At 47.9% G+C, this 26,626-nt stretch carries 27 protein-coding genes; 10 read left to right on the plus strand and 17 right to left on the minus strand.

Going from position 1 to position 26,626, the window contains the following annotated elements:
* Positions 1-336: 336 nt before the first annotated feature.
* The 6 genes from BLQ36_RS05675 to BLQ36_RS05700 form a co-directional block, all read right to left on the minus strand.
* The gene (locus tag BLQ36_RS05675) at positions 337-699 is read right to left on the minus strand and encodes a DUF1016 N-terminal domain-containing protein (RefSeq protein ID WP_318260916.1); all 363 of its coding nucleotides are present in this window, start codon (positions 697-699) and stop codon (positions 337-339) included.
* Between the two features lie 21 nt (positions 700-720).
* Positions 721-1,935, minus strand: coding sequence for a restriction endonuclease subunit S (locus tag BLQ36_RS05680; RefSeq protein ID WP_143558685.1), 1,215 nt, complete (start codon positions 1,933-1,935; stop codon positions 721-723).
* A gap of 2 nt (positions 1,936-1,937) precedes the next feature.
* Positions 1,938-3,065, minus strand: coding sequence for a Fic family protein (locus BLQ36_RS05685; protein ID WP_074514530.1), 1,128 nt, complete (start codon positions 3,063-3,065; stop codon positions 1,938-1,940).
* Positions 3,058-4,683 (minus strand): type I restriction-modification system subunit M, encoded by a 1,626-nt coding sequence (locus BLQ36_RS05690; RefSeq protein ID WP_074514531.1) that lies wholly within the window; start codon positions 4,681-4,683, stop codon positions 3,058-3,060. The genes BLQ36_RS05685 and BLQ36_RS05690 overlap by 8 nt, the downstream gene beginning before the upstream one ends.
* Before the next feature lie 47 nt (positions 4,684-4,730).
* A complete protein-coding gene (locus tag BLQ36_RS05695; protein ID WP_218970066.1) occupies positions 4,731-6,458 on the minus strand; it encodes an ATP-dependent nuclease in 1,728 nt (575 codons plus the stop codon).
* A 73-nt stretch (positions 6,459-6,531) separates the two neighbouring features.
* On the minus strand, positions 6,532-7,950 hold the full coding sequence (locus BLQ36_RS05700) for a helix-turn-helix domain-containing protein (protein ID WP_074514533.1): 1,419 nt from the start codon (positions 7,948-7,950) through the stop codon (positions 6,532-6,534).
* A 294-nt stretch (positions 7,951-8,244) separates the two neighbouring features.
* Between BLQ36_RS05700 and BLQ36_RS05705 the strand changes: the two genes are divergently transcribed.
* Positions 8,245-10,020, plus strand: coding sequence for a diguanylate cyclase (locus tag BLQ36_RS05705; RefSeq protein ID WP_074514534.1), 1,776 nt, complete (start codon positions 8,245-8,247; stop codon positions 10,018-10,020).
* Here BLQ36_RS05705 and BLQ36_RS05710 read toward each other — a convergent pair.
* From BLQ36_RS05710 to BLQ36_RS05725, 4 genes are all read right to left on the minus strand, one after another.
* Positions 10,004-10,495, minus strand: coding sequence for a DUF1848 family protein (locus tag BLQ36_RS05710; protein WP_074514536.1), 492 nt, complete (start codon positions 10,493-10,495; stop codon positions 10,004-10,006). The genes BLQ36_RS05705 and BLQ36_RS05710 overlap by 17 nt on opposite strands.
* Entirely contained in the window at positions 10,492-10,809 is a 318-nt protein-coding gene (locus BLQ36_RS05715) for a TIGR04076 family protein (protein ID WP_074514538.1), read from the minus strand. The genes BLQ36_RS05710 and BLQ36_RS05715 overlap by 4 nt, the downstream gene beginning before the upstream one ends.
* Before the next feature lie 147 nt (positions 10,810-10,956).
* Positions 10,957-12,876: a threonine--tRNA ligase gene (gene thrS / locus BLQ36_RS05720; protein WP_074514539.1), complete on the minus strand. Its 1,920-nt coding sequence runs from the start codon at positions 12,874-12,876 to the stop codon at positions 10,957-10,959.
* 324 nt (positions 12,877-13,200) lie between these two features.
* Entirely contained in the window at positions 13,201-13,503 is a 303-nt protein-coding gene (locus BLQ36_RS05725; RefSeq protein ID WP_074514541.1) for a LysM peptidoglycan-binding domain-containing protein, read from the minus strand.
* Positions 13,504-13,722: 219 nt separating this feature from the next.
* On the opposite strand from BLQ36_RS05725, the gene BLQ36_RS05730 reads away from it, so the two are divergent.
* From BLQ36_RS05730 to BLQ36_RS05760, 7 genes are all read left to right on the plus strand, one after another.
* Positions 13,723-13,983: a hypothetical protein gene (locus tag BLQ36_RS05730; RefSeq protein ID WP_033171075.1), complete on the plus strand. Its 261-nt coding sequence runs from the start codon at positions 13,723-13,725 to the stop codon at positions 13,981-13,983.
* A 15-nt stretch (positions 13,984-13,998) separates the two neighbouring features.
* Positions 13,999-14,196: a hypothetical protein gene (locus tag BLQ36_RS05735; protein ID WP_074514543.1), complete on the plus strand. Its 198-nt coding sequence runs from the start codon at positions 13,999-14,001 to the stop codon at positions 14,194-14,196.
* Positions 14,197-14,357: 161 nt separating this feature from the next.
* The gene (locus tag BLQ36_RS05740) at positions 14,358-14,657 is read left to right on the plus strand and encodes a PTS sugar transporter subunit IIB (protein ID WP_074514544.1); all 300 of its coding nucleotides are present in this window, start codon (positions 14,358-14,360) and stop codon (positions 14,655-14,657) included.
* 10 nt (positions 14,658-14,667) lie between these two features.
* Positions 14,668-15,006: a PTS lactose/cellobiose transporter subunit IIA gene (locus BLQ36_RS05745; RefSeq protein WP_074514545.1), complete on the plus strand. Its 339-nt coding sequence runs from the start codon at positions 14,668-14,670 to the stop codon at positions 15,004-15,006.
* Positions 15,007-15,019: 13 nt separating this feature from the next.
* On the plus strand, positions 15,020-16,456 hold the full coding sequence (locus tag BLQ36_RS05750; RefSeq protein WP_074514547.1) for a 6-phospho-beta-glucosidase: 1,437 nt from the start codon (positions 15,020-15,022) through the stop codon (positions 16,454-16,456).
* 189 nt (positions 16,457-16,645) lie between these two features.
* Positions 16,646-18,004, plus strand: coding sequence for a PTS sugar transporter subunit IIC (locus tag BLQ36_RS05755; RefSeq protein ID WP_074514548.1), 1,359 nt, complete (start codon positions 16,646-16,648; stop codon positions 18,002-18,004).
* 113 nt (positions 18,005-18,117) lie between these two features.
* Positions 18,118-18,537, plus strand: a complete 420-nt coding sequence (locus tag BLQ36_RS05760; RefSeq protein WP_074514550.1) for a hypothetical protein — start codon at positions 18,118-18,120, stop codon at positions 18,535-18,537.
* Positions 18,538-18,602: 65 nt separating this feature from the next.
* On the opposite strand, the gene BLQ36_RS05765 is transcribed toward BLQ36_RS05760, so the two are convergent.
* The 7 genes from BLQ36_RS05765 to BLQ36_RS05795 form a co-directional block, all read right to left on the minus strand.
* Positions 18,603-19,034 carry a flavodoxin gene (locus BLQ36_RS05765; protein WP_074514552.1) on the minus strand — a complete coding sequence of 144 codons (432 nt, stop codon included), beginning with the start codon at positions 19,032-19,034 and terminating at the stop codon, positions 18,603-18,605.
* 28 nt (positions 19,035-19,062) lie between these two features.
* Positions 19,063-19,602: a DUF3793 family protein gene (locus BLQ36_RS05770; protein ID WP_074514812.1), complete on the minus strand. Its 540-nt coding sequence runs from the start codon at positions 19,600-19,602 to the stop codon at positions 19,063-19,065.
* 170 nt (positions 19,603-19,772) lie between these two features.
* Positions 19,773-20,174 carry a pyridoxamine 5'-phosphate oxidase family protein gene (locus BLQ36_RS05775; protein WP_074514554.1) on the minus strand — a complete coding sequence of 134 codons (402 nt, stop codon included), beginning with the start codon at positions 20,172-20,174 and terminating at the stop codon, positions 19,773-19,775.
* 84 nt (positions 20,175-20,258) lie between these two features.
* Positions 20,259-21,047, minus strand: a complete 789-nt coding sequence (locus tag BLQ36_RS05780) for an EFR1 family ferrodoxin (protein ID WP_074514555.1) — start codon at positions 21,045-21,047, stop codon at positions 20,259-20,261.
* Between the two features lie 58 nt (positions 21,048-21,105).
* On the minus strand, positions 21,106-21,228 hold the full coding sequence (locus tag BLQ36_RS05785; RefSeq protein ID WP_218970067.1) for an NAD(P)H-dependent oxidoreductase: 123 nt from the start codon (positions 21,226-21,228) through the stop codon (positions 21,106-21,108).
* A gap of 83 nt (positions 21,229-21,311) precedes the next feature.
* Positions 21,312-23,270, minus strand: coding sequence for a beta-L-arabinofuranosidase domain-containing protein (locus BLQ36_RS05790; protein WP_318260917.1), 1,959 nt, complete (start codon positions 23,268-23,270; stop codon positions 21,312-21,314).
* A 32-nt stretch (positions 23,271-23,302) separates the two neighbouring features.
* Positions 23,303-24,643, minus strand: coding sequence for an MFS transporter (locus tag BLQ36_RS05795; protein ID WP_143558687.1), 1,341 nt, complete (start codon positions 24,641-24,643; stop codon positions 23,303-23,305).
* A 251-nt stretch (positions 24,644-24,894) separates the two neighbouring features.
* On the opposite strand from BLQ36_RS05795, the gene BLQ36_RS05800 reads away from it, so the two are divergent.
* Both BLQ36_RS05800 and BLQ36_RS05805 read left to right on the plus strand, forming a co-directional pair.
* A complete protein-coding gene (locus tag BLQ36_RS05800; protein ID WP_074514558.1) occupies positions 24,895-25,770 on the plus strand; it encodes a helix-turn-helix transcriptional regulator in 876 nt (291 codons plus the stop codon).
* A gap of 91 nt (positions 25,771-25,861) precedes the next feature.
* Positions 25,862-26,602 carry a DUF134 domain-containing protein gene (locus BLQ36_RS05805; protein WP_074514560.1) on the plus strand — a complete coding sequence of 247 codons (741 nt, stop codon included), beginning with the start codon at positions 25,862-25,864 and terminating at the stop codon, positions 26,600-26,602.
* Positions 26,603-26,626: the final 24 nt, after the last annotated feature.

A 26,626-nucleotide genomic window follows, 5' to 3' on the forward strand; every position in this document is an offset into this window, starting at 1 on the left:
TCTACTTGTAATAATGCTGCTGCTTCACTACGTGTCATTCTACCTGAGAGGCATTTCTGGGTAACTCTGGTTTTCTCTTCTGCTGTTGCTTTTTGCTTATGAGGCATGAAAAACTCCCCCTATGATGACAGTTTTATTTTTTACTGTCTCTCATAAGGGGAGCATATCATATTTCCCGAAAGGGATTTCTATGTAATCGGAGGGTCACAGTCCCTCCGCAGAGGGCTAACCGCTTCCTGTGTGATAGCACCACGGATATTATAACACAAAGAGCGTTTCGATGTCACGATAACTACAACATCGAAACGCTCTTCTATTTTTTATAAGTCTTCTGCATCAAAACGCCCTAGCCTTAGAATCCACTACCCGCATTAGCATACGATAATGCGTCCAGCTCAAATTGCTACGCAGTGCGTAGCGATTTGGAAAGCACCGATAAAACTGCCGCATATTCCGCAAATTGGCATAAGAATAACCTTTGCCAAATTCAGCCGTCAGCTTAGCGGAAACTTGTTGCAAAACTCCTTTTCCGTACTCTGCATGCTGGCCATCACAGGCCTTATCCAACTGCTGACCAATCTCCCAATATATCTGCACCATGCCAGCATTTACTGTCTGCTGTACCTTATGCTGTACATGAATTATACTTTGTCGGATTTCGCCGTAAATATCCTGCGATACCTTCTCGATTTCATTCATACCAATTCCCCCCCAATGCCTTTATTTCTTTGGAAACATATTTTGCAACATATATTTCTTGATTTCTTTAAGGGTGTCACACTTACGCTGGTGAAGGGCGATAAGACTATCGAGATTGGAAAAATATGTACCAATTCGCTCCTGTTCCTTCAACGTAGGCAACATAATAGAAATATTTTCAACATCAGAAGAGTTATAAGAAGGCAACGCACCAACTTGTGTTAACTTTGCTAAATCTAATGTTTCAAACAATGTTTTCCCAAAATCATAATCCCATGTATTCTTAGTAAAAATATATGCCATTGTATTATTGTCAAGTAAAAACGGCGTCTTTACTAATCGCTTACGGTTAAGCATAACAGCCGCCCCAACTTTAGCAAAGAAAATAGCTGGTACTTGGTCAATTACATTCCATCTTTTCCGTTCAATTTGTTCTTTGTTAACATAATTATTCGCTTTTACAAGTTCATTCTCATTACCATCTATATTCATATCCGAAACTTTGAAAAAAGGAATTCCGCTTGTACCGCCTTGTTCTGCGTCAGGAAAACCAACCCCCGACCTTGCAGAACCGACATCTCCCAGCTTATGCTGTTCCCAATCGCCAGTAAATCCAGCAAAGCGAATCTCTGGAACTTTTTCTCCTTTTTTCGGAAACATTTTTTGAAGCATATACTTCTTTACTTTTTTCAGTTCATCACACTTACGCTGATGAAGGGTGATAAGGTTATCCATCTGCTCTACAAATTCCCCTATCCTGCGTTGCTCTGACAGGTCAGCAGGCATATTTATCTTGCTGTTCAGTATGTTGTCGTTATACAGGTGCTTAACCGTAGAGCCTTCAATGAGCCAGTCAATGACCTGGTAGTAGGCTTTCAGATACTTCTTGGCCACCCTGCCGTCAGTATGGAGCCACACAACATTGGAATCCTGAAAATACTCGTCTTCGCCAGTATATTCAGCGGTTCTTCCAACGCTGCCAACCGCCGAAATAAGAATATCCCCAACTTCAGGATAAGGATACGCTGCCCTAAACTCCTCGAACAGTTCCCTAGAGATATATGCATCAGCCTGCAAGCCAATGGTTCCGTTCTTGTAAAAAGGTATCTCCCCAACCTCACTGGTTTGCTCCTTGAATACACGCTTGCAGGTTTGTATAGTCCCCAAATCACCCAACTTCCGCTGTTCCCAATCGTCCGTATATCCTTGAAACCGTATATTCGGTACTTTCGCCATTCTCATCCCTCCTTGACCACAAAGCGATATTTTCCTTTTCCCAAACCATACACACTCTCAATCAACTTTGCTTCCAACATCTTTTTTAATAATGTTGTGGCGGGACGTTCTGTGATTGACAAAACTGACAGCACATCGCTACGGCTAAAAATCTTTTCCCTGCCAAAAGCTTCATACAAGGCAACAATATTATTTTTCGTCCTCTCAGTTCCTTTAACTGTTTTCAGCAACACCAATAGGCTGTTATTCGACTCAATGTGCTGTTCAATGTGCTGTTTTTTCAATGAATGTGCTGTTTCTGCCTGCCAATCCACATGCAAATAGCGATTTTTCAGCACATTGGCCTCGCCCAGCAAGAGATTGCGCAAAAACTGCTCGAGATATTCCGTGGTCTCATGGATGCCCTTCTGCAAGTTGTTATAATTGGCGCGAACCAAGGCATTGCGAAAATACCAGGAATGCGCGGCAAATATATCATTCGTAGCATCGAACCCAAGACTGCGCAAATATTTGATAAAGAACACCGCCGTTGTGCGCGTGTTTCCCTCACCAAATACATGAATCTGCCAAAGGCGCGCGACAAACTTCGCCAGATGCCTTACGATTTCGCTCATTCCTAAGCCCTCATAGCGAAAATCCTCTTCCATGCGGAAATCGTAATCCAGCGTAGCATTCAGTTCCAAGGCTCCACCGTAGGTGACCGATGCACCGTTCAACACCCATTCTTTTTTCGTAATATTATAATCACGGATTATTCCTGCATGGGAAAATATTCCTGTAAACAGCCGTTTATGAATCGCAAGATATTGCGCTGGGGAGAACACAAAGGAATCCTCGGCCAGAATTTCTGTAATCCTCGCCGCAACCTTATCGGCTTCCTCGGTGCGCTCTGGTGCGCTTTGGGCCCGGTCTTGTTTATAATAGCTGTCGATAAGTTCTTGAGCCTCACCTATGCTGATACGTCCTTCGATATTATCCTGCGCCGTTGCCAGCAGATAGTCTGAGGTTTGCAGGTTATCCACCTTCTGCAACCCAATGGCCGTTTGCCATGCATAGGCTTTGGCAACCTTATCCGGCTCCCCAGACTTATAATAGCTGGCAAACGGATCTTTATTTTCCGTGTCACCCATTTGGCGTTTCCTCCTGCAGCACGTTAAGGAACTCGGCCAGAGCGTCTTGGGTCTCACTATCTTGACAAGTCAAATTCGTTGACAGGTCAAAAAGATCCCTCGTCGCCTGCTGAATGTCTGCATCAAGCGCCCGCATTTCGGCACACACCGCCTTGAGGTCGACTTCGGGCTCTGGCTCGCTGGTATCCACATAGCGCGGGATATTGAGGTTATAATCATTTTCCTTGATTTCTTCATAGGTAGCCAGATGGGCAAACTTGTCCACATCCTTGCGCTCATTATAAGCCGCCATAATTTTGTCAATGTGCTCCGCATCCATGAAGTTCTGCGCCTTTTCCTTGCGAAACTCCTTTGACGCGTCAATAAAGAGCACATCACGGCTCACATGGTCTTTTTTCAGCACGATAATGCAGGTCGGTATGCCCGTGCTGAAGAAAATCCCAGCAGGCAGGCCGATAACGGCGTAAATATTGCCATCTTCCAGCAAATGCTTGCGTATTGTCCCTTCCGCCGCCCCGCGGAACAATACACCATGAGGCAAGATAATACCCATGGTGCCGTTTTCCTTCAGATGATAAAAGCCATGAAGCAAGAAGGCAAAATCCGCCTTGGACTTCGGCGCGAGCTTCTCATACCGCTGGAACCGCGGGTCAGTCAAAAAGCCTGCCGCCGCACTCCAATGCTGGCTATAGGGAGGATTCATACATACTCCGTCATAGTTCGTCGGCTCCTCCGTCGGCCAGTCAGCCCCCAAGGTATCGCCATTACGGAAATGCTGATACTGGAACGGCACATTATGCAGAATCATATTCATGCGGGCCAAGTTGTAGGTGGTATGGGAGATTTCCTGCCCGAAGAACTGGATGCCATTGCGGCAGTCCTCGTTGATATAACTGCGGGCATGCAACAGCAAAGAACCAGACCCCATGCACGGATCATAAATGGAAAAAGCAGGCTCCCCCTCCTTGCCTTTGGTTACAATACGCGTGATAAGCTCCGAAACAGCCTGCGGGGTATAGAACTCGCCGGCCTTTTTCCCGGAACCGGCGGCAAACTGGCCAATCAGATATTCGTAAGCATCCCCCAAGGCATCCGCGCCATACTGGGTGAAGTCAATATGTGCGAGCTCCTTCATCACATCCGAAAGCATCGCATTGCGCTTGGCTGGCGTAGTGCCCAGACTCTTGGAGTCAATATCAAAGTCCTCGAATAAATCCTCATAAAGCTTCTGCCCACGGATGGCCTCGCCGCCCTGCTCCACATCACGCATCGCCTGACGCAGATGGTCGGTGGTAAAGGTCTTGTTGTTGATTTCATTATATAAAGCCGTAAAAGTATACTGCGGCTCAATAGCAAAGCTGTAATTTTCCTCCAGCTCCGCCTTCAAATCCTCCCAATCCTCACTCTGCCGCGCTTCCTCATAAAGCTGCTGCGCCTCATCCAAGCTCTCCGGCTTCCGATCCTCCAACAGGTCAACCACAGCATAAAGCTGACGGTCAGACAGATACTTATAGAAAATCAACCCCAGCAAATAATCCTTATACTCATCCGCACTCATCGTACTGCGCATAACATTAGCGGCACTCCAAAGCGCCTGATTCAATTCCTGTGATGACATATATCCCTCTTCAATCACTATTTTTTTATTTTATTTCCAAAGACCGACTACACACAAACTTCTTTTATAAACTCTTTAATATTATTATAAACTTCATCATGTAAGTCTGGATATTTCTCAAGAACACTATTAGCCCATTCAGGACCATGTCCACCAACTTCTTTTATAAAACATTCAAGCTCTCCAACCGGAACAATAAATATTCCTTTCTCCTTTAATTTTTTATTCATCTTTTTAAATCTTTCTGTCGCATCCCCTCCTGGCAATGCTGAAATTCCTCCTCTTTTTATCTCATTCCATTTCGAAGGTACTCTAATAGCTTCCTGAATTTTTCTAATATCACTCTTCGATAAGTAATCTCCCTTTGATTCCTTGAGAACCTTATCGATACAGGACTCAAAATCACATAATTTAACACCTTTTATAGAACTACTAACATTAGAAACTACCACATTATATAGAGGTTCTATATAATCCCACTCCATATCAAAAGCTTCTATAATCCCCTTAAATACTTTTTCATCATTTAAAACATCTATATCAGGGACTAGTTTTACAGAAACATCAAGTGAGCGAAGTGCCTTTGCAATCTTCGCCATTCGTTGTTTACCTCCACAATGAATAAACAATGTCTCCGAATAGCGTCCTTCTAATCGCTTAACATAATCATCGATTATTGAATACATTTTACAATCAGAATCACTTTCACACAATACTACCTCTCTATGAAATAAGCTTTTCATAATATTAGAATATTTCAATAAAGGGTCATTCCAAACACTAGAAAAAGTATCATTATCCAGTATAGAAAAAGAATTAGAATCTTCCATTCTCGTTATTCTGACAATTTTCACTCTTTCCGGGCATACATCCAATAGACCTTTAATTAACTCTTCACTATGCGTTGATATAAATGCTTGTTGATTGTGCCGCAATGTCTTTCCAATTATTTTTCCCATAATATTAGCCTGCGGCGGATGTAAAAAAGACTCTGGTTCATCAATCAAAAAAGTACGATAGTAATCTATCATCAAATATAACAATATCCCTGTAAAGCTCTTTATACCATCTCCTTGATTTTGCACTTGCTTATACGTATCCAATACAGCCGCATAAGCTTCTTGACGTTCTTGCTCATCAAGATAATCCCCACTTAAATTCACAGCTTCACCTATACACAATGGGATATTACCACCATTTAACGTATACGGAATTAATTCTCTATCAAAAGCCTGTTTAAAATTATCACTTAACCACTTTCTATATTCGTGGTTAAATGCCGCATAATGTATAGGGCTGGTTTTTATTTCATGACGATTAGTTAATGGGGCAGGATTGCTAATTACTAATCTTTGTAAAGTATCCAAGTATGCTACAAACAATGGTCTAACAGACCCAAAATGCTTCTCCGAGCTGAAATCTGGTATTGAATATGTGTTAACGTTGAATCCAAAGCCAGAATAATTTTTAGATAGTCCACAATCACTCACTTTAGAAACGGACTCTAATAATTCTTTTACATCCCCATTTTGTATAGAGATTTCTATATCATTAACAACAACAGTATTTTTCTTTGCATCACATAATTCATAAATATCTTTTAACGATTGACTTTTGCCTGCATTATTAGGGCCAACGAAAATAACTATATCATTTTCTTCTACTTCTAGTTCAGTCCCGTTATTAAAAATTATTTTTGAAATATATCCGCCATAGTTATTACTCTTTTGGGATATAATCTCATCTTCCGTCATATCATTAACATTCGCACTCACTTATTCCATTCCTTTCCCATAGATATCATACATTTTCTCTTTACAATTCTTATTTTTCCATCATAAACATGTATTATTCTGTAATTTCCCAATATCCTCCACGAGCAGCACCATACCTAATAAGGAGCCCCTTCTCCCGCAGCGCTTTAATATTTCTTTCTGTTGTCCGCTTGGAAACGCCTAGTAATTCTGCTAATTGTGTTGCAGAGATGGTATTGTCAGCTTTTATGGCTTCAATAATCTTCTCCTGTATATTACCGCCAATCACCGCCATTTCACCGTCATTCACCGCCACTTCACCGTCATTTGCAACATTATCGCTGTTATTCTGCCCCTCACCGTAATTCAAATTATACAACGTCAGCAAAAAATCTCTATGTTCTGCCATAAATTTCGGCATCAAATCTGCTGTCGTATGCTCTTGGAAATCGTAGTCTTCCAGTATTTTCTTGAAGCCGCTGCCTCTGCGCTCCATTAGTTGCAACCTGCTAAACACATCAGCCAGAACTGGATTCCTGCGCTGGGACGATATATGCCGTAGGTCGCGGCCTTCTAACGACGAGCCATCTACCATTCCACCGGGAGAATAAATCTCCAGACGGTCATCAAAGATATCAATATGGACTTCACTGCCCACTATCAGATAGTCGCGGTGAATCAAGGCATTGACCAATCCCTCCATCACAGCACGCTTAGGATAGTCCGGATATTCAATCCTATGAGTAGGTGTTTTCCGCCATGCTTTCCTGTTATGGCGCATGATAAAACTCAGCGCATCTTGATAAAGGGAAATCAATCCACCTGAATACTCCTCATCATCGATGGCATCGATCAAACCAGATGCTTTGGATAATCCATTCCATCTGGTACAGAATACCCGCGAATGCCTTACGGGTGATTCATCAGCCAGCAAAGCGCCGGCATTAGTCAGTTTGCCATTGTAATCAACCAAGCCAAAGGATTCAAAATCTGTTTCCTCAAAAGATTTTCCCGTTCTCTGCTTATATACGGAGCGCAGTTTCGTAAAGGCCATATCTTCAAACTTGAACCGGGAAGGCAGACTGTCATAACTCTGCCCACTTCCCCGAATCACCAACTCACGCAGCTGCATGGGATTTGCAGGTACACTCTCATTTCCCAAACGCACGAAGGCAACAAGTTGCCCTTCGCCAGAGTAATAATACGGTGTCTCCTCACCGGTCATAACTTCAACAATTATCAGTTCTTTACCTTCCACGGCTTCAAACGACAATTTGAATTTTGGAATGGGATTCATGCGATTCTTAATCGTCTCACTGATTATTTCCGCATCTGCCCTGGCATTTTCCAGCCCAATTATCGTATCATCATCACGAATACCAAAAATCAGCTTACCGCCAAAGGTATTAGCAAATGCACTAATGCTTTTCAACCAGCACTTTGGCTTCTTCACTTCCAAAGACTGTTTTTTATCATATTCCGTTGCTTCTCCAATTAAATCTCTAATGTTCATAAAATCTATCCCTTGCCCTTCATCCTATCCATTTACTCACGATATAGGCAATCCACGCATATAAAGAGTCGGCCATATCGAAATGGCCAACTCCAATTTTTGCTGTTTTTCCAGCACTTATTATTTTATCATAGTTCAGCGTAATATAACACCTTACAGCTCATAATCGAAAAGCAGGCGCCTATTCTAATTTTGCAAAATTGTATGTCGTATATGCAGGTACTAAAAACCACCATGTTGAATTAGAATACTATCGACACATGACATATACGCCCGACAAAGGAGCGAAAACCTATGCTTCAGAAAAAATATGTGTTTCATACATTTGATGAACTAACGGGCATTGCCACCGAGATAACGGCCAGCAATGCTTATAGAAATGCATCCGGTGTTCTTTTCCAGCTCTACAATCCCAAGATTGACGCTGCTGATGAGGAAATAATCACGTACCTTCATGATGCCTGTGAAAAAGCCTGTCTCGTCGGGCTTACCTGCGCCAATATCGCAGATCAGGAATTTGATATCAAGGATGAGCCCATCGAGCTGAATGTCACCTATTTTCGCACCACAAGGGTTCTGGCCTTTGACTTTGATATGAACCATGAAACCGGGTTCGTGGCGGGGCGCATCCTTAACAATAAACTGGAGGATATCTATGATGCCAGATGTATGCTCGTCTGCTATTCCTGCGGCAGTGCCGTCATCGATGCCTTTATCAACGAGTTCAGCCACCATAAGCTGCCCCTCTTCGGTGCCAAGGCAGGGCGCAGCATAAGGGCCTTGAATACGGCGCTGGTATATGGCAAAAGTACCCATGCAAATGGCATTGTTGCCATTGTCTTTGCTGGAGAAGATTTGCATCTTTATATGGATAATTGCCTGGGCTTCAAAGAAATCGGCCTGGAAATGCTGGTGACCAAAACGGAAGGCGACAACATCATCACCGAGATTGACCACAAGCCGGCAACGGAGGTTTATTCCAAATACCTGAATGTCAAGCCAAACAAGTATTTTGTCCATAATGTATGTGAATTTCCCCTGATTTTTTCTCAAGATGACTGCAGCCTTGCCCGTGTCCCCTTTGCCTGTGATGATGATGGTTCCATCTACTTTACTTCCGGTGTGGAAAAAGGCGCAAGATTCCGGCTTTCCTATGGGAATCCGGCCAACCTGTTCAACATCATTGACCAATCGGTTCAGAACCTGAAAAAATTCAAACCGGAAGCTATTTTCTTATTTGAATGCGGAAACCGGGTTCGCTTTCTCAAAGACCAAGCAAGGCACGAGCCGGACAAATTTCGGGAGGTTTCCCCGGAGTTATCCGTGGCGGTGGGATATGCCGAACTGTTCTTTTCCCCCACCGGCGGCGGTGTCTTAAACAGTGCTTTGGTGGCCGTGGGTCTCACAGAAGACGCAACTTCTCCGGACGAGATTCGTTCCTGCATAAAGGTCACAGAAGAAAATGACAGCCCGGAGGAACAGGAAAACGAAGTGATTCCCTTTGTGGACAGGATTTTGCATTTTCTTGAGAAAACATCGCTGGAGCTGGACCAGCTCAACAAGGAATTGGGGAAGATTGCTTATACCGACCGCCTTACGCGGATTTATAACCGCTGGGAGCTGGAGCACAAAATCACAGAGGCGATAGAGCTCAGCGCAGATGACCACACGCCGATTTCCCTGATTTTTATGGATATCGACCATTTTAAGCACGTCAACGATACCTATGGCCATGACGTGGGGGATATGGTCTTGCGGGCCACTGTGGATTTAATCAAGGATAATTTACAGCCCCAGCACGTTTTCGGGCGCTGGGGCGGAGAGGAATTTCTATATTTACTTCCAGATACGGACTTGGAAAAAGCCAATGAGTTTGCGGAAAAGCTGCGCCTGCAGGTGGAAGCCAACTGCTATGCGGTGGTGCGGCACGTGACGATGAGTTTGGGCGTCACCAGCATCATGGAGGGCGATGATATGAATTCCTTTGTGAAACGGGCGGACGAAGCCCTTTATATGGCTAAGGAAAATGGCCGCAACCGCGTGGTGGGTTATATTACTCATGGAAAGTAATCTTCTCATCCCCCACCAATTTCCCCCCCAGCAGCGTTGCTTCATGCGTATGTATCGCAAAGCCCTGTTGGGCCTTTTCCATGCTGGTGTTGGCGTAGCAGTAGCGGCAGCCGTGGATGCAGGTATCGTACTGGCCGATGTCAAAGCTTTCCACGCAGTTGCAGAGCGGGCGCTGGCTCTTGGCTTTGCCGGCCTTAACGGGCCTGCCGGTGATGCGTTCAATAAGTGCGCCGTCGATGCAGGCACCATGGATGATGCCATACTCCTCCAAGTCAACCGCCTCGGAGCAGGTCTGCAGCGTTACGCCGCTGCCCTGGGCTATCCTGACAAGGCCCTTTGCCAAAGCCTGCATTTCCTCCGTAAAAAGCTCGTGCAGGTTCGTCTCCACATCCGCGTAGCCTTCCTCCAATCGCCGGCAAAACCAGTCGAAATAAAAGGCCGGAATATCCGTCCGGCGGCTGGCACTTACAATCATGGCTCTGCATCCTCATCCAGAGTTTCCAGCAGGAAGCTTACAGGACGAAAACCATCGTTGCAGGAAATCATAGCCGAACGGGGATTTTTCATCCAGCCATCGTAAAAGTCCTCCGCACCATGGGCCAGCCCCATGACAAAGGGAGACATGGATTCCCAAGCGCTTTCGCACATGCCCTCTGGCCGCTGCCAGTCGTTGGCGATATACACATCACCTTCCTCCATATCACAGGCATGCTCGATGGGATTTTCGTATTGTTCGATCAAATCGTGATAACAGGCTTTCCGTACTATCGTTATCCTTACTTTCTTCATGCCAATCCCTCCGTTTCGCTTTCTCTACGTTAATTCTACCACAGCCCTTATCAATCGCAACAACGAAGTGTTCCCGCACAAAAATGACCGGTCAAATTGACATGTCAATAACTGTCAATTTGACCGGTCATACTCTTACCGAATCAATTAAAATTCTTCGCTCTTGCTGGCGATTTTTTCCTGTACATAGGCAATGAAGTCATCAATCTTCATCGTCGTGCTTTCCTGTACACCGCGTTTGCGGACTGCTGCCGTCTTATCGGCGACTTCCTGGTCGCCGACAACCAGCGTGTACGGCGTTTTCTTGACCTGGCTCTCACGGATCTTGTAGCCGACCTTCTCATTACGGTCGTCCACCTCTACGCGCAGGCCGAGGTCAAACATTTTCTTCTTGAGCTCGTAAGCGTAGTCAGCATGTTTCTCCGTAATCGGCAGGATGCGGACCTGTACCGGAGCCAGCCACGTCGGGAAGGCACCGGCATAGTTCTCGATGAGGATGCCGATAAAGCGCTCGATGGAGCCATAGACAACGCGATGCAGCATGACCGGACGATGTTTCTCGCCGTCCTCGCCCACATACGTGAGGTCGAATTTCTCCGGCATCAGCATGTCGAGCTGAATCGTGCCGCACTGCCACGTACGGCCGATGGAGTCCCGCAGATGGAAGTCGATTTTCGGGCCGTAGAAAGCGCCGTCGCCTTCGTTGACGATGTACTTGAGGCCACGATGCTCGAGGGCGTTGCGCAGGGCTTCCGTTGCACTCTCCCAAATTTCATCGGAGCCCATACTGTCATCCGGACGCGTGGAGAGCTCCGCCGTATACGTGAGGCCGAACGTGCTGTAAACCTCATCGAACAGGTCAATCGTATGCTGGATTTCCCCCTCGATCTGGTTCGGCGTGATGAAGAGATGCGCATCGTCCTGCGTGAAGTTGCGAACGCGGAACAGGCCGTGGAGCGCACCGGAAAGCTCATGGCGATGAACGATGCCGAGCTCGCCGAGACGCAGCGGCAGGTCACGGTAGCTGTGCTGGTGGGATTTGTAGACCAGCATGCCGCCCGGGCAGTTCATCGGTTTTACGGCATAGTCTTCATCGTCGATTTTCGTGAAGTACATGTTCTCTTTGTAATGATCCCAGTGACCGGAAGTCTCCCAGAGCTTGCGGTTCATGATCATCGGCGTCTTGATTTCCTGATAGCCATAGCGGCGATGAACTTCGCGCCAATAGTTGATGAGTTCGTTGCGGACAACCATGCCATTCGGATGGAAGAACGGGAAGCCCGGGCCTTCCTCATGCAGGCTGAAGAGGTCGAGTTCCTTGCCGAGCTTGCGGTGGTCGCGCTTGGCTGCCTCTTCGAGCATGTGCAGGTATTCATCCAGGTCAGCCTGCTTCTCGAAGGCCGTACCGTAGATACGCTGGAGCATCTTGTTCTTCTCGCTGCCGCGCCAGTAAGCACCAGCAACGCTCTGGAGCTTCAGAGCCTTGACCTTGCCCGTGGATACGACATGGGGGCCAGCGCAGAGGTCCGTGAACTCGCCCTGGGTGTAGAGCGTGATCAGCGCATCTTCCGGCAGGTCGTTGATGAGCTCAACCTTGTAGCTCTCGCCCATCTCCTCGAACATCTTGAGGGCATCGGCACGGCTGACTTCCTTGCGCTCGAGCTTGAGGTTCTCTTTGACGATCTTCTTCATTTCTTTCTCGATATCCTTGAGATCAGCTTCGCCGAGCTGTTTGTCCATATCGATATCGTAGTAGAAACCATTGTCGATAGCCGGGCCGATAGCCAGCTTGACGTTCTGGTCTTTGTAAAGGCGTTTTACCGCCTGTGCCAGGATATGGGATGCCGTGTGGCGCAGTGCCCAGCGGCCATCGGCCTCTTCAAAGGTCAGGAAATCTACCTGGCAGTCCTTCGTCAGGACCGTCGTGAGGTCTTTCGTCTCACCATCTACTTTCGCAGCCAGGACTTTCTTAGCCAGGCTGTTGCTTACTTCTTTGACGAACTCGAGAATGCTCTTGCCTTCCTCGACTTCGCGGACTGCGCCGTCTTTGAGCGTAATCTTCAACATGATAAACCCTCCTTAAAATAAAAAAGCTCCGTCCCGAAATAGGGACGAAGCTAACGCATCGTGGTTCCACCCAAATTGCTCTCCTAACTATCGGAAAGCCACTTAGTCTTTGATAACGGAAAAGTCTCCGGTTCCGCTTACACACCCGAAGGCTTCAGCCAAACAGCTCCGAAGTGGTGGCCGCAGATGCTATCCCGGGATGCTCGCACCAAATGCATCCTTCTCTTAGAGACGCCGGTCTGCCGTCGTGTCTTCGTCTTTGCTTTGATATTTGATGTTCCCTATTATAGGAGCCTTCCCCGCTCCTGTCAAGGGATTTGCCGATTATTTTTCCGCCATCTGCGTTCCCGTTGTTTTTTTGACGACCGGCACCTGAATCTGCTGTCCTACCCGCAGGTTGCTGCCGTCCGGGGCCAGGCCATTTACTTCGATTATGGCCTGCTGCAAGTCCATAGCCCGGGCTTCATCCGTGGTATAACGCCGGGCCAGATTCCAAACGCTATCGTTCTGCTTAACGGTCACCGTATCAAAGTCACTGGCACGAAGGTATTCGTTCGTCAGATTAAACGGGGAAACGACAGCGAACAGCAAAACAGCAACGGCAATCGACAAAAGTTTTTTCTTCATTACAGTAAACCTCCCAAGCGAAAATATGTAAAACATGTTTTCTTCGAACATAGTTTTGTCAAATTCATGTTCTTATCTTAGCATAGAACATTTATTCTTGCAATACTTTTGTCGAACATTTTTTCTCTTGATGCTGTTTTTCCCCTTTGTTAAAATAAAAGTAACGAATTGACAAGTCAATCTGACCGGTCAATTTGACTTGTCAGAAAGGAGGATTCTATGAATATTCATGGTGCTGTCATCATTGAGCAAGGCGTCACCTTTGCCGTCATTGCGGTCAAACAATCGGTAACCATGTACACCACCCGTCTCATCAAGACACGCCAGGAACTTTCACAGTTCTTCCCCAACATGCCCATCATCCTCATGAGTCAGGATAATAACGGCACCCCGCATTACTACGGACGAAAAGATATCGTAGACTTTCTAAAGACCATCCGCGTCGACCAGATTCCTTGGAAAGTCTATCATCTCTATTGATAGGAGTTTACATTCATGGATATTCTTCGCAACATTGTTCATATCATCTCCTTTATTGTGCTCATGGTCACAGCCGATGTGGTCTGGACCAACATCAAGGGTTACTACGCCGAGGGCAAATTCAAAATCTGCGCGGCCTACTTTGCCGGCGGCATCATGGTTTTTTGTCTGCTGCTGGGCCTCAGTACCGCCGCCAATACCTATTTCCGTTAAACTACTACGAAAGTGAAACGCTGTTTCAAGTGTTTCACTTTTTTATTGCAATAATTCAAAACAAACTACCAAGATGCCCCAAACGTATTGAAACGATAACAAACGCTATGTTATAGTGAACTTGTCTTGAAAAGGAATCCACTTTGGAAAGGAAGATTATCATGAAAAAGATTGTATTGCTTTGTGCTGCGGGAATGTCCACTAGCATGCTAGTCAAAAAAATGCAGGAAGCGGCTGCCGCCGAATCCTATGAATGCTCCATTGCTGCCTACCCGACTTCTGAGGCCAATGCCAAAGCAGCCGATGCCGATGTCATCCTTCTCGGGCCCCAGGTCCGCTTCCAGAAAAATAAAATTGCTGAACTCTGCCCGGGCATTCCGGTGGACGCCATCGACATGCGCATGTATGGCCGCATGGACGGCGCCGGTGTGCTGAACTATGCCAAGAGCCTTATGGCGTGAGGTAGAGCCAATGGAAGGACTTGAACTCACAGCATTTCAGATTATCTCCTCGGTGGGCTCGGCTCGCAGCTGCTACATCGAGGCAATCCAGGAAGCCAAACAGGGAAATTTTGTCAAGGCCGAGTCGCTGATTGCAGAAGGTGACGAAATGTTCGTGGAAGGACATGACGCCCATGCCAATCTGCTTACGCAGGAAGCACAAGACGGCCCCGGCAGCACCCTGTCCCTGCTGATCCTTCATGCAGAGGACCAGCTCATGAGTGCCGAAGGCTTTAAAACCATCGCCTTGGAATTCATGGATGCTTACAAACGCATTGAATCCCTGGAACAAAAAATAGCAAAGAAATAAGCGAGGTAATAGTATGGGTTTCCCAAAAGGATTTTTATGGGGCGGCGCCGTTGCCGCGCATCAGCTCGAAGGTGGTTGGCAGGAAGGCGGCAAAGGCATCAGCGTTGCCGATGTTATGACCGCAGGACGCCACGGCGTACCGCGTGAAATCACCGATGGTGTCATTCCGGGCAAAAACTACCCGAACCACGAAGGCATTGACTTCTATCATACCTATAAAGAAGATTTGGCCATGCTCGGCGAAATGGGCTTCAAATGCTTCCGCACCAGCATTGCCTGGACGCGGATTTTTCCCAATGGCGATGAATTGGAGCCAAACGAAGCAGGCCTCAAATTCTACGACGACCTCTTTGACGAAATGCACAAAAATGGCATGGAACCAGTCGTCACCCTCTCCCACTTTGAAATGCCCTATCACCTGGTCAAGGAATACGGCGGCTGGCGCAACCGCAAACTGGTGGACTTCTTCGTCCGCTTTGCGGTAACCTGCTTCAAGCGCTACAAGGATAAAGTCAAATTCTGGATGACCTTCAACGAAATCAACAACCAGCGCGAGGTCAACGTCCCGTTCATGGCCTTTACAAATTCGGGGGTACTATATCAGGAGGACGAGGATAAATACGCGGTTCTCTATCAGGTTGCCCATCATCAGTTTGTCGCTTCAGCAAAAGCTGTCATCGAGGGACACATCATCAATCCGGATTTCCAGATTGGCTGCATGCTGGCCATGGGGCCCTGCTATCCGGAAACCTGCAACCCCACTGACCAGCTGGCAGCCATCAAGGAAATGGACAAGAGCTATTTCTTCGGCGATGTCCAGGCCCGCGGCCACTATCCTTCCTATATCTTAAAGCTCTGGGAAAACAAGGGCTACAACGTGGAAATTGAAGAAGGCGACTTAGAAACCCTGCAGCAGGGTACGGTAGATTACTTTGCCTTCAGCTACTACATGAGCTCCGCCACCTCCGGTGACCGCAGCCGGTTTAAAGAGTTGCAGGGCGGCTTCTCCACGGGCATCGACAACCCCTATCTCCAAAAATCCGATTGGGGCTGGCCCATTGACCCCACGGGACTGCGCATTATGCTAAACACTTTGCAGGAACGCTATGAGCTGCCGCTGATGATTGTCGAAAACGGCATTGGCCTCCACGAGGAGCCTGACGCAAATGGTGAAATCCAGGATGATGCCCGCATTGCCTATTTTAAAGCCCATATCGAGGAAATGAAAAAAGCCATCGATGAAGATGGCGTCGACCTCTGGGGCTACTGCCCCTGGGGCCCCATCGACCTCGTGTCAGCCGGCACCGGGGAGATGGAAAAACGCTATGGCTTCATCTACGTCGACAAGGACAACGAAGGCCGCGGCACCCTGAAACGGTTCCGCAAAAAATCCTTCCACTGGTACCAAAAGGTAATCGCCACCAACGGTGAAGACCTCAGCAACGATTAAGTTCCGGGATTGATTCCTGTTTCTTACAAAAAGGCGAAGCATTGTTACAATTGTTTCGTCTTTTTTATTGCTTTTCGTAAAACATCGTCTCAACCTAGCGCTAATCCGTTGAAGCAATAAGAAAAATCATGCTACAGTAAGACACATCAAGTAATTATTTCTCCATCAACCTGGAAAGAGAGGATTAACATGACGAAACAAGAATTATTTGACCAGTTCGTCGATTTCATGGGCCGCTTCGCCGAAATTCGCGCCGTAGTTGCCCTGCGCGACGGCTTCATCATGACCACCCCCTTTACGGTCTGCGGCTCAGTATTCCTGCTGCTGGCCAACCTGCCGATTCCCGGCTATCCAGAATTTATGGCCAGTCTCTTTGGCCCGGATTGGACAGCTCCCCTCAACGCCGTGGCCGGTGGTACCTTCAGTGTACTCGCTCTAATTGTAGTACCGGCAGTTACCTACAAATACGTGGAATCCGAAGGCTGCGACGCTATCATGGCCTCCATCCTCTCCCTTTCCACCTTCTTGATTCTTTTGCCCCCTTCCCTTGTTACCAAAGGCGGTGACACCGTTGCCGATATCATTCCGAAGGCCTGGGCTGGCAGCAATGGCGTCATCACGGCTATTCTCGTAAGCTTTGCCGCTTCCTGGATTTTCTGCTACTGCGAAAAGCATCACATCGGCATCAAGATGCCGGATGCTGTCCCAGGTGGCGTTGCCAAAGCCTTTGAAGCCCTGACGCCAGGCATGGTACTCTTCACGGGGGCTTCCATTCTCTACGGCATCTGCCATTACCTTGGGGCTACCACCCTACCGGAACTCATCTTCAAAATCATCCAAACGCCGTTGCAGGGCCTTTCCGATACGCTGGTGGGCGGTTCGATTATCGAAGCCCTAGAAAGCATCCTGTTCTGGGCTGGCATCCATGGGCCAAGCCTCGTCGGCGGCGTAGTAAACCCAATTCTCATCGCCAACTCTCTGGACAACCAGCACATTCTTGACATGGGCATGCAGCTGGCCGGCAATCCCGATGCAAAAATCATCACCTGCCAGGTGGACTTCATGGTTAAGACCGGCGGCTGCGGCCTAACCTTTGGCCTGCTGATTGCCAGCTGGCTTTCTGCCAAATCCTCCCAACTCAAATCCCTGACAAAACTTGCAACCGTCCCGGGATTCTTCAACATCAACGAACCTATCATCTTTGGCCTGCCCATTGTCTTTAACCCCTACCTCTTGATTCCCTTCGTGCTGGTGCCGCTGATTGCCCTGGTCATGACTTATGTTTCCATTGTCATTGGCTTTATGGCTCCGTTCAGTGCCGTACAGGTTCCCTGGACCGCTCCGCCCATCATCGCTGGTTTCCTCTTAAACGGCTGGCAGGGTGCTGTCGTACAGCTGGCCACGATCGTCATGTCGACCATCGTCTATTACCCCTTCGTACGTATGCAAGATAACGCCATGCTGAAAAAAGAACAGGGCACGGCCGAAAGCATCCAGGATGCTCCCCCTTCCGACGAAGGGAACCACGAACCGCAAACACAGCTTTAACACATTTTGCCTTGGCAAACTTTACGCTATCGCGGTATAATACAGATAGTATGTAAAGGAGTGTTTCTATGTTTCGTTCCGTTTATATCTTATGGCCAGGAGAGCCCTGCCATATGCCAAAACTGCTTTTTTTGCGCGTTGCGCTGCGCCATATCTGGCTCTTGCATCTCTTCATCCTGTCCGTGACTTTTATCGACCTGCTCCAGGTCGGTTTTACGGCCGCCACCTGGATAAACTTCGGTCTGGTCGCCCTAAACGCCTTTGAACTTCGCAGTTCCTACCGCCGGGAAAAACTCCGTTTTATCGGCCTTTTCCGCCTGGTGGAACAAAACGATATCCAGCAGTGGAAAACCAAGGATACGCCACGAAAAAACATCAATGAGCTTTCTGTTCTGACCATGAACTGCTACCTCAAGGCAGTCGAAGATTTCGAAAAGCATTACGAACAGGACCGCAGCCGCCAATCCATTGAAATGTTCACTTCCGTGCTGATTATCTTCTTCACGATTTCCTGGCTGTTAAAATACCTATAAAACAAAGAGGCTTAGTGAGCCGGTGGATTTACCACGGGCTCACTAAGCCTCTTTCTTGCTATCGTTTAAAGAGAAGCAGCAAAATCCTTGCCCAGCTGCTGGCAGGCAGCTACGCCTTCATCATCCGGCGTATTCTCGATTGCCAGCCCATCGGCAAAGAGTTTTGCCCCGTCGTTTCGGACGCGCTCCTCCCAATCCTTCATCCAGGCACCACCGCCCCAGCCATAGGAACCAAACAAAGCCACCGGCCTATCCTTAAGGCCCTTTTCCACCTCCGTGAAAAAGGGCTCATAGGTCCCCTCTTCTAACACCTCATCGCCCATGGCCGGGCAGCCGAAGAGCAGGCCATCATACTGTTCCAGCGTTTTCTTATCGAACTGCTCCACCTCAAAGAGTTCTACCGAATCACCGCCAGCTTTCGCCCCTTCGGCAATAGCCTCTGCCATCGCCTGGGTGTTGCCAGTTCCCGACCAATAGATAATTGCCATTTTTTTCATTGTTATCCCTCTTTCTAATCGTTGCTTCTTATACTGCGCGAACCAATTCTTCAAACCGGCGGCCCTTTTCCAGTTCCATGCAGAAATTCTGGGAACAATCCGTATAGAGGTCAAACAACGCTCTGGTCCTGTCCTCATTTGCATAGACTTTCCAATAGCCGCTAAAGGCGTAGTTTTGGCCTTTGTTCTCAATGAACCCGGCCACATCATCTGGCGGATAGCCCAGGAACAGTCCTACCTCATGGGGGAAGGTCTTACGAACCTGCATCCGAATTTTCAAGCGTTCAAGCAATTCATCCAGCGTATCCTCGCGCCGATATCCAAACCGCTCTAAAAGTTCCATGGCTTTAGGCTGATGAAGCGTACGCCACATCGCCTCCTGGCGATAAAATAACAGCAATACGTATTCCTCTCCTTCCGATACCCGGAATACCGAAATCCCTTTGCAGCGGAAACAGGGCTCATACGACGCCAGCAACGCATCAAAATCATCAAAGCTGCTCTTGCGGAACGAAACCATATTCGCAGCCTTAACTCCCCAAAGCATGGGCGCAGCGTGCATTCCCATCACCTGTTCAAAATCTTCTTTGGCCAAATGCTACCACCTCTTTTATTTTGTTGATATACATTCTCAACTACCTCTTTATTATAACGCGAATTATTCTCAATTGCAATAAAAAAAGAAACCGCCATGACCCACACGCTTTGTGCTGTGTCATAGCGGTTTCTTTTACAAAATCAAACAGGAAATTCCTCTATCAGGTCTAACATCCCGCGAATCTCGGCATGGCCCTTTTCCAGGTAAAAGAGCCCCATCTCCCAACCATTCTTATCATATATATCCATGATCTGCGGCATAATCTCCCGCACCTTGGCCAGCAGGGCATCATCCTTAACCACCTTAGCCTGGCCATCGTAGCGCAGGAATTCATCCCCAGCCAGCGCCAATACCTCTACCTTCGGATTGGCAACCAACTGCTTATAGACATTCTTAAAGGTGCCACAACCAAAGTATAGCTTGCCATCCACCAGCATATGGAAGCCAAACGGCCGGCCCTTCGGCTGCGTTCCATCCGTAGTCAGAAAATAGAAGGTCTTAGCCTTATCTAGGAATTCGTTCACCTTTTCTACATTTGACATAAAAGAAACCCTCCTTATCTAGAACTACTCTCATTATAAAACGGATAAAGCTCCGATACAACTGTAATCCTGCCATCTCCCCTATCATCGTTGAAGCAAATCCGCCGGTTTCACCAGCTGATGCCTGTACCGCTTGCGCCCCTTTGTCTGCTCACCATAATTGATAGCCTCGGTAGGACAGATATGCAAACAGCCCAAGCACTCCACACAATCCTGCTGCCAAATAGGCTGTCCCTGAGGGCGCAGGATATTTCCCTTGGGGCAAATCCGCTCGCAAAGCCCGCAGGACGTACACACTTCCTTATCGCACAGAAAATTTTCTGCAATTTCCTGCTGTCTTGCCTTCCACTTATCATGATAACCTGCACAGAATTTCCTGAGCAGCTGCCAGGTCTCATGCTGTTCCCGGTTTCCGATGGCACTGGCGATTTTCTTCAGCTTCCGCTCTGCCAGCCACGCTCTCACCGCTATCTGCCAATCAGCTGCAATATCACGCCAGGGAATATAATTGGACACCAACCGCACATACCAGGCAGCCTGCAGCTGCTGATTCTTTTCCTGCAATATCTTTGCCGCATCCACAAAAGGCCTTCCCCAATAAGGCACACCACAGGTAGCGATGGCAAAAATGTACGGAGATTCTAGAATCGTAAGCTTATGCAAAAACTCCTCCACCTGCAATGGCAGACCGAAGTAATGCATCGGAAATACAAAACCTACACAATCTGCCTTGGCCTCCGGCTTATCCTCCTGTATGTCTTGGGCAATGGAACGTATCTCAACACCATTAATAGCCTGCTGTAATTCCCGGGCTACATACAAGGAGTTGCCGGTTGCCGAATAATAGTAAATTACCGTACGAATTTCTCTCACCTCATTTTACCGATTCATTTATACCTACGGATATTATACCTCTGTCCGTTATTTCTTTCTACATTGCCTGAAATCCCCGACATTCATGACGGTCACTGGCACCATCGGCAAATGCCTTTGCCAGTAAATCCGTATTGCCTCCCTTTCGGTTGCTGCCCACCAAAACCACTATCCTGCTCATTCTAAGCCCTCCCATCATCCGCAAGCTATGCCCAAAAGCAAAAGGGACAGCTGCAGCTGCCCCTTTTGCTTTTGGATTATAAATCATTTGTGGTATAGCCATACCATCATTTCATTTTCTCCCCGATTTCCCCAACAGTAATAGGGAATCAGTTTGAGTTCCTGCCGATGGAGGGAACGTGGTTTGCCATAAAGGCTATAAAGCTGGTTGCCCTTTGCTTCCCTCACCGCATCCGTACGAAGTATACCTGCCCCCTTGAAGAGTTTGTCGCTGTATTCATAGATAAACTCCATGCCATCCATAAGCCGGATGCGTTCCAGCCCTTCTCCATTGTCAATGGATTCGGCGCAGTATACCAGCGGCCCTCTTTGTACAGCCAGCCGTCCAATGTCTTCCCGCACTTCCGGTGCTGCCTGATAAAGGGTGGCCTCCATGGGAACTTCCAAAGTAATCTTGTCATCCTTATGCCAGTTCCTGCGCACTGTTACATAGCCATTTTGCTTTTCTTCTTTTATTGCACTGCCATTTACGGCAATCTTATAAGTCTTTGCCCAGGAGGGAATCCTCAGGGCTATCCCGTATCGGCCATCCGCTTTGGTGGCCAGCTCCACGTTGCCATCCCAGGGGAACTGGCTTCTCATGGATAGTTTCACCGTTTTATCGCCCAGGGAAATCTCTGCTTCAGAACCAACATACAAATCCACATAGACGGTATCATCACCGACTGTATAGATATACTCATCGAGCGAACTGATCAGGCGGGCCAGGTTTGGCGGGCAGCAGGCACAGCCAAACCATGCTTGCCGTGTCGTCTTGATATGACTCTTGCCGGGGTCTTTACGGCTTAATTCCGGGACAACCTCCAAGGGATTCACGTAGAAGAAATGCCTGCCATCCAGAGCCATACCGGATAGCACCGTATTGTACAGTGCGCGTTCCATAACATCGGCATAATCCCCATGGCCAGCCTCATCCTTCAGCAAGTTATGCGCAAAGAACATCAGCCCCACCGAGGCACAGGTTTCCCCATACATGGAATCGTTTGGCAAGTCGTAGTCTGCCGTGAAGGCCTCACCAATAACCGTCGAGCCAATAGCCCCCGTTATGTACATCCGTTTTTCGGTGATATTCTTCCAGAGCCTCTGGGCTGCCTGACGCATTTTTTCATCATTTTTCAACCGTGCCAGCATGGCCATCCCTGTGCACATATACATAACCCTTACTGCATGGCCTTCTGCCGTCTCCTGCTCCAAAACCGGTTTGTGGTTCTGATAGTAGCTGTCCTTGAATCCTTCCATGCCTTCGATAAGCACGGACTTGTCTTTATCCGCCTGGCATTGTTTACGGAAGAAGTCCGGATCTTTGCCCCGCTGATAAAGGAAATACTTCCCCAGCTCCAGATACCGCTTATTGCCCACCGTTTCGTATAGGCGGAACAATGCCAGCTCGATTTCCTCATGACCATCATACCCATGAATCTTATCCTTTTCCGGCCCAAAGTGCCTATCCAGGCAATCGGCCAGACGGCAGGCAGTATCCAGCACCAGCTGATTTCCCGTTGCCTTATGATAGGCCACGGCGGCTTCGATAAAGTGTCCGGCACAATAGAGTTCATGGCTCTGGTAGAGGCGCTTAAACTTACGCGCAGGGGCCTCTGTGGTAAAGTAGGTGCCCAGATATCCATCCTCTTCCTGGGCTGCAGCGATCAATTCCACCACGCTGTCGGCGGCTTTTCGGAGCACTTTGTCTTCCGGCACCCTGGCCAGTGTATAGGCCACAGCTTCCAGCCATTTATACACATCACTGTCCTGAAAGACCATACCATAGTGTTTTCCCTGGCTGCGCCCTGCCGCGATTTTGAAATTCTCGATGGCGTGGCTTTTTTCCGAAGGAATATAATCCGCATCGCGTTCCTTGGCGATCTCGATATCTTCCTGGTCATTGAGTACCCGCCACTGGTATGGCAGCATCTCAGTGCGGATCAGCTCCATATAGTTCAGCCAAAACTTATCCGTTACCTTTACCTGGCTGCTGTTATCCATAATCCTATGATTTACTGCTGCTGAATGTTTCATCATGACTGTGCGAGGGCGTTCAAGACCTCTTCCTCCTTTGCTTCATAGTGGCTGTAGAACAGCATGGGGATAATGCCTACGGCAAAGATAATCGCCGGCAGCCAGATAAATACCACCTGAATCCCCATAAGTGCCGTTGCTGACTGAACCGCATTGGGAACATAGCCAAAGGCATCCATCACCATCGCCGGAATGAAACCACCTATGCCCGAACCAGCTTTTATACAAAAGGCACTGCCGATAGCGGTAAGGAAGCCGCTGGCTCTTATGCCAGTCTTCCACTCACCATAATCAACTGTATCGGAAAGCATCGCAAAGGGCATGGAGCAGGCAATCCCCTGGCCAATGCAGCTGATGCACCAGAAGGGAACCAGTACGGATAAATCAGCGCCAGCAAAGTACATGCCGATATGCCCCAGAATGGCAAGCACGAACCCGATAATCATGGTTGTATGCTTGCTGGTATGGCGAACAAGGAAAGGTATGGACAGCATCCCCAATACCTGTATCACCATAAAGCCATTGATCATGGCAGCAATGCCCTTGTCTCCCAGCACATACTGGCAATAGTAAACCACCGTCGACTGGCGGATTGTAAGGGCAATCCAGAAAATCAGATTCGCGGCCACGAGAATCATCCATGGCCAGTTTCCCTTAATCGCCCGGATGCTATCCTTGATGGGAATCCGTTTGATTTTCTCCACATTCACTTCTCGCAGATTTCGGAAAGCTACAAATAAGAGCACCGCGGCAATCACGCCGAAAAATGCCAGTGTCATGGAAAAGCCCAGCTGGTCATTGCCACCGCCAAAGTAAGCCACCAAAGGCAGGGTGAAGGTCATGCAGATAAACGCCCCAACATTGCCCCCCACCATGCGAAAGGTGTTGAGAACCACTCGTTCCTCCGAGTTATGGGACAGATTCGGCAAGATAGAGGTAATCGCCGTCTGTATCCCTGTGTAGATAACACCCGCCGCAATATAAGTAACCGCTGCATAAGCCACCTTTGCCGTACCGCTTAAATCTGGCGTGGTAAAGGTCAGCCACATAAACACGGCAAAGGGCACGCACAGCCATAGAAAGTATGGTCTGCTCTGGCCGTACTTGGTTTTCGTATGATCTACGATAAAGCCCCATAACGGTGCATCAATGGCATCCAGCAAGCGGGTTGCCAACAGCAGCGTACCGGTAACCGCTACGGACAAGCCAAATACATCCGTATAGAAATAGAGCAAAAAAGACCCGATTATACAATATAGCAGGTTCCCGCATCCATCCGTAAGAGCATAACTTAAACGGCCCCGCAGTTCTGTTTTCCCCGTGACCTTATCCTCAGACATTAAAACTCCTCCTTCCGATTCTCCAAAATAAAAATTTTGACGCGTCTTCTTCATGCTTTTATTATAAGTTCCCATCCCCTTCCGAGATAGTCAGTCCGTTTGCAACTTATAGGACAAAATAATCCTAAATAATATCACAAAATTAGACTAATTCGTTCCAAACATGCTATAATCATTTCGATAAAACAATAAACTACTCGATTAAACAATCTGAATTATAGGAGAAAATTGACCACAGGAGGTAGTCCGAAATGTATCTAATCTTCTCGTGTCCGCCCCTTCCCTACCTGATTGTCGGCGGCATGTCCACTTTTCGCAGTGGCGACCGCCATCTCCGCCGAACGCTTACCCATACCTTTGACCTCATTTACGTTCACCAAGGGGAACTCTTCATGGAAGAAGACGGACAGCCCTTTACCGTTACTGCAGGACAATTTCTCATTTTGCCGCCTCACCGGCTTCATCGAGGCACCAAAACCTGCCGCACGGAAACCGTCTTTCACTGGCTGCACTTTTATACGACTGGAAGCTTTTCTTGCTCGGAAACACCGATTCGCGATTCCAATGTCATCCAGAAAAGCTCCCAACAATTCGAAAAGAAGCCCTTCCACATCTCGCTGCCCCAATACGGAACTATCCTGGATGAGTTGCAGCCCAATATGCTGGACATCATGGAGCAAATCACCCAGGTTCGCATCGACCGCAAGGAAAACAGCAAACGCTTTTCGGATAACACCATTCCCCAATTAAAACTCCAGCAGCTTTTCTTCACCCTTCTTACCTACATTGGCGAATCAAGTGCGGAAATACAATCCCACGATGCAGCAGCCGAAATCTTTGCCTTTCTGAACGATCACTACAAAGAAAACCTTTGCCTTGCAGATATAGCCGAACACTTCTCATTCCATCCATCATATGTAATCCGCCTCCTGAAAAAACGCTATCAAAAAACACCGGGGCAGATTATTCAGCAGCTGCGACTGGAAAAAGCCGCCCAACTGCTTACCGCCAGTGATTCCTCCGTCCAAATGATAGCGTACGAAACGGGATTTAACGATGGCGGCTATTTTACCCGGCTTTTCAAACGGCACTATGGGGTGACACCTCACCAGTGGCGCAATCGATAGTTTTTTCATCACTGCGTCCCAATAAATTGACATATGTCAAAAAGTCATGCTATAATTTCATTAAGACATATGTCAAAAACGGAGGCTAACGATGAGCAGACCATTAAAAAAACGCCGTATCGGCGGGCTCCCCCCCTGCACACATTTTGTTCCGCAGGAAGCAACGGAAGCACCAGAAGTTATCATTTCCCTAGAAGAATATGAGTGCATCCGGTTGCTCGATTACCTGGGCATGACCCAGGAAGAATGCGCCAAACAAATGGGAGTAGCCCGCACCACGGTACAGGCTCTTTATCTAGCAGCCCGCAAACGCATCGCCGGCTGTCTGGTAGAAGGCCGCCCATTGGTCATTCGCGGCGGAAATTTTGAACTCTGTCCGGCTTGTCCGCGCAGCCCCCATCCAGTCCGAGCAGCTATGCAGAAAGGAAGCAACAGACCTATGAAACTTGCAGTTACCTATGACAACGGCCAAATTTTCCAGCATTTTGGCCACACGGAGACCTTCAAAGTTTATACCATCGAAAACAATGCGATTCAGGAATCCCATGTAATTTCCAGCAACGGTGCCGGCCACGGTGCTTTGGCTACCCTGCTGCAGGAAGAAAACATCAACACCCTGATTTGCGGTGGTATTGGCGGCGGTGCTCAGAACGCACTGGCTCAGGCGGGCATTACCCTGTATGGCGGTGTTCAGGGTAACGCTGATGCAGCAGTACAGGATTTCTTAGCGGGAAAACTGGCTTACGATCCGGCCGTTCACTGCGACCATCACAGCCATGGCGAAGGCCATAGCTGTGGCAGTCATGGCTGCGGCAGCCACAGTTGCCACTAATACCAACGATAAGACCAAAAGGTG

The sequence above is a fragment of the Selenomonas sp. WCT3 genome, from assembly GCA_900100835.1.
Classification (GTDB): domain Bacteria; phylum Bacillota; class Negativicutes; order Selenomonadales; family Selenomonadaceae; genus Selenomonas_A; species Selenomonas_A ruminantium_E.